Genomic DNA, 3,031 nt, shown 5'->3' with positions numbered 1-3,031 from the left:
CGTTCACCCAGTTCGTGCCCGGCCATGTGCACCTGAAGGACCTGGGCCAGCTGGTGGCCCGCGAGATCGAAGCCGCTGGCGGCGTGGCCAAGGAGTTCAATACCATTGCCGTGGACGACGGCATTGCCATGGGCCACGACGGCATGCTGTATTCGCTGCCCAGCCGCGACATCATTGCCGACTCGGTCGAGTACATGGTCAACGCGCACTGCGCCGACGCCATGGTCTGCATTTCCAACTGCGACAAGATCACCCCCGGCATGCTGATGGCCGCCATGCGCCTGAACATTCCGGTGATCTTCGTTTCGGGTGGCCCGATGGAAGCTGGCAAGACCCGCCTGGCCAACCCGGTCACCAAGGTCATGGAGTTCAAGAAGCTCGACCTGGTGGACGCGATGGTGATTGCCGCCGACACCAACTACTCCGACGCCGATGTGGCCGAGGTCGAGCGCTCGGCCTGCCCCACCTGCGGTTCGTGCTCGGGCATGTTCACCGCCAACTCCATGAACTGCCTGACCGAGGCGCTGGGCCTGTCGCTGCCCGGCAATGGCACGGTGGTGGCCACCCATGCTGACCGCGAGCAGCTCTTCAAGCGCGCCGGCCGCCGCATCGTGGACCTGGCCAAGCAGTACTACGAGCAGGACGACGAACGCGTGCTGCCCCGCTCGGTGGGCTTCAAGGCGTTTGAAAACGCCATGACCCTGGACATCGCCATGGGCGGCTCCACCAACACCATCCTGCACCTACTGGCCATTGCGAGCGAGGCCGAGATTCCCTTCACCATGGCCGACATCGACCGCCTCTCGCGCGTGGTGCCGCAGCTGTGCAAGGTGGCGCCCAACACCAACAAGTACCACATCGAAGACGTGCACCGTGCTGGCGGCATCATGGCCATCCTGGGCGAGCTGGACCGTGCCGGCAAGCTGCACACCGACGTGCCCACGGTGCACACCGCCACCCTCAAGGACGCGCTGGACCAGTGGGACATCGTGCGCACGCAGGACGACGCCGTGCGCACCTTCTACATGGCAGGCCCCGCAGGCATCCCCACGCAGGTGGCGTTCAGCCAGAACACGCGCTGGCCCAGCCTGGACCTGGACCGCGCCGAGGGCTGCATCCGCTCGTACGACCACGCCTTCAGCAAAGAGGGCGGCCTGGCCGTGCTGACCGGCAACATCGCGGTGGACGGCTGCGTGGTCAAGTCGGCCGGTGTGGACGAAAGCATTCTGGTGTTCGAGGGCACGGCCCATGTCACCGAGTCGCAGGACGAGGCCGTTGCCAACATCCTGGCCGACAAGGTCAAGGCCGGTGACGTGGTCATCGTGCGTTATGAAGGCCCCAAGGGCGGCCCCGGCATGCAGGAAATGCTCTACCCCACCAGCTACATCAAGTCCAAGGGCCTGGGCAAGGCCTGCGCGCTGCTGACGGACGGCCGCTTCTCGGGCGGCACTTCGGGCCTGTCGATTGGCCACTGCTCGCCGGAAGCCGCAGCGGGCGGTGCCATCGGACTGGTGCAGAACGGCGACCGCATCCGCATCGACATCCCCAACCGCACGATCAACGTGCTGGTGAGCGACGAAGAACTGGCCAAGCGTCGCGAAGCACAGAACGCCAAGGGCTGGAAGCCTGCGCAGCCGCGCCCGCGCAAGGTGTCGGCTGCGCTCAAGGCCTATGCCAAGCTGGTGATGTCTGCCGACAAGGGCGCCGTGCGCGACTTGTCGCTGCTGGACGACTGAGGGGGTTTTGCGGGGCCGGGTGCCCTGCTGCCGCTTGGAAGCCGCGCCCAAAGGGCGCGGCTTTTTTATCGGCGCTCTACTTTTGATAGCTGTCAGCGCATGATGGACTAGCACTTCCTCGGCTTTTTATTCAAAAATGGGTTCTGTGGGTCCTGCGGATCGCCCTGGCGCGGCAGCGGCCACCCGATGGTCTTGCCCGGGGCAAGCGGCCCTGGGTGCGGGGTCATCCCCAGCGCGGGCACAATACCCGCCACCATGTTGACCTATCCCCACATCGACCCCGTCGCCCTGCAGATCGGCCCGCTGGCTGTGCACTGGTATGGCCTGACCTATCTTGCGGCCTTTGGCCTGTTCATGTTGCTGGGCATCCGGCGCCTGCAGCACCCGCCCTTTGCTTCCCTCACAGGGCCCGGCGCCTGGACGCGCAAGGATGTCGAAGACATCCTCTTCTTGGGGGTGGCCGGCGTGGTCATTGGCGGGCGGCTGGGCTACTGCCTGTTCTACAAGCCGGGCTACTACCTGAGCCACCCGCTGGAGATTTTTGCCGTGTGGCAGGGCGGCATGGCCTTCCATGGCGGGCTGCTGGGTGTGGTGGTCTCCATGCTGTGGTTTGCCCATTCGCGCCAGCGCCCCTGGCTGCAGGTGGCCGACTTTGTGGCGCCCTGCGTGCCCACGGGGCTGGCGGCAGGGCGAGTGGGCAACTTCATCAACGGTGAGCTGTGGGGCCGCTTTGCCAGCCCTGATCTGCCCTGGGGCATGGTGTTTGCGCACAGTGGCTCCATGCAGCCGCGCCACCCGTCGCAGGTCTACCAGTTCCTGATGGAAGGATTGCTGCTGTTCATCCTGCTGTGGCTGTATGCCCGCAAGGAGCGTCGCCCTGGCCAGGTGGCTGCCGCTTTCCTGTTCGGCTACGGTGTGTTCCGCTTCATTGCCGAATACTTCCGCGAGCCCGATGCCTTCCTGGGCATCCTGTCGTTGGGCATGAGCATGGGGCAATGGCTGTGTGTGCCCATGATCGTAGGCGGCGCAGTGATGTGGCTGTGGGCACAGCGGCAGCCGGAGGGGGCGCTGGTTTCGAGATAAAACGGGCGATAGCGCCGGTACTATCTGCCCAAGCAGCTATCAAAATGGTAGTGCCTGGGGCGAGGGGCGGGTGGGCAGCCGGTCAGTGCTGCGCGTCCCCCCGCCGCGCCATCGTCCACAGGGCGGCGCCCACGATGAGCGCACCGCCCACCCAGCCCGTAACGCTGAGGTGCTCTCCCAGCCAGAACACCGCAAACAGCCCGCCTTTGGCG

The 3,031-nt window shown here is 65.6% G+C and carries 2 protein-coding genes; both read left to right on the top strand.

Translation table 11 applies throughout. From position 1 onward, the window contains the following. On the top strand, window positions 1–1,736 hold a 1,736-nt coding region (ilvD, locus tag DBR23_RS09035; RefSeq protein ID WP_233250353.1), incomplete at its 5' end, for a dihydroxy-acid dehydratase. A gap of 255 nt (window positions 1,737–1,991) precedes the next feature. Beyond that, window positions 1,992–2,819 (top strand): prolipoprotein diacylglyceryl transferase, encoded by an 828-nt coding sequence (gene lgt, locus DBR23_RS09030; protein WP_108498029.1) that lies wholly within the window; start codon window positions 1,992–1,994, stop codon window positions 2,817–2,819. The last annotated feature ends 212 nt before the right edge of the window (window positions 2,820–3,031 follow it).

The organism is Acidovorax sp. HMWF018, from assembly GCF_003061035.1.
Classification (GTDB): Bacteria; Pseudomonadota; Gammaproteobacteria; order Burkholderiales; family Burkholderiaceae_C; genus Acidovorax; species Acidovorax delafieldii.
Note: the sequence above shows the minus strand (reverse complement) of the source record. Positions and strands in the feature narration are given on the sequence as shown.

Excerpts from the sequence above, each read along its gene's own strand:
- lgt (WP_108498029.1), top strand. The coding sequence starts at position 1,992 with ATGTTGACCTATCCCCACATCGACCCCGTCGCCCTGCAGATCGGCCCG.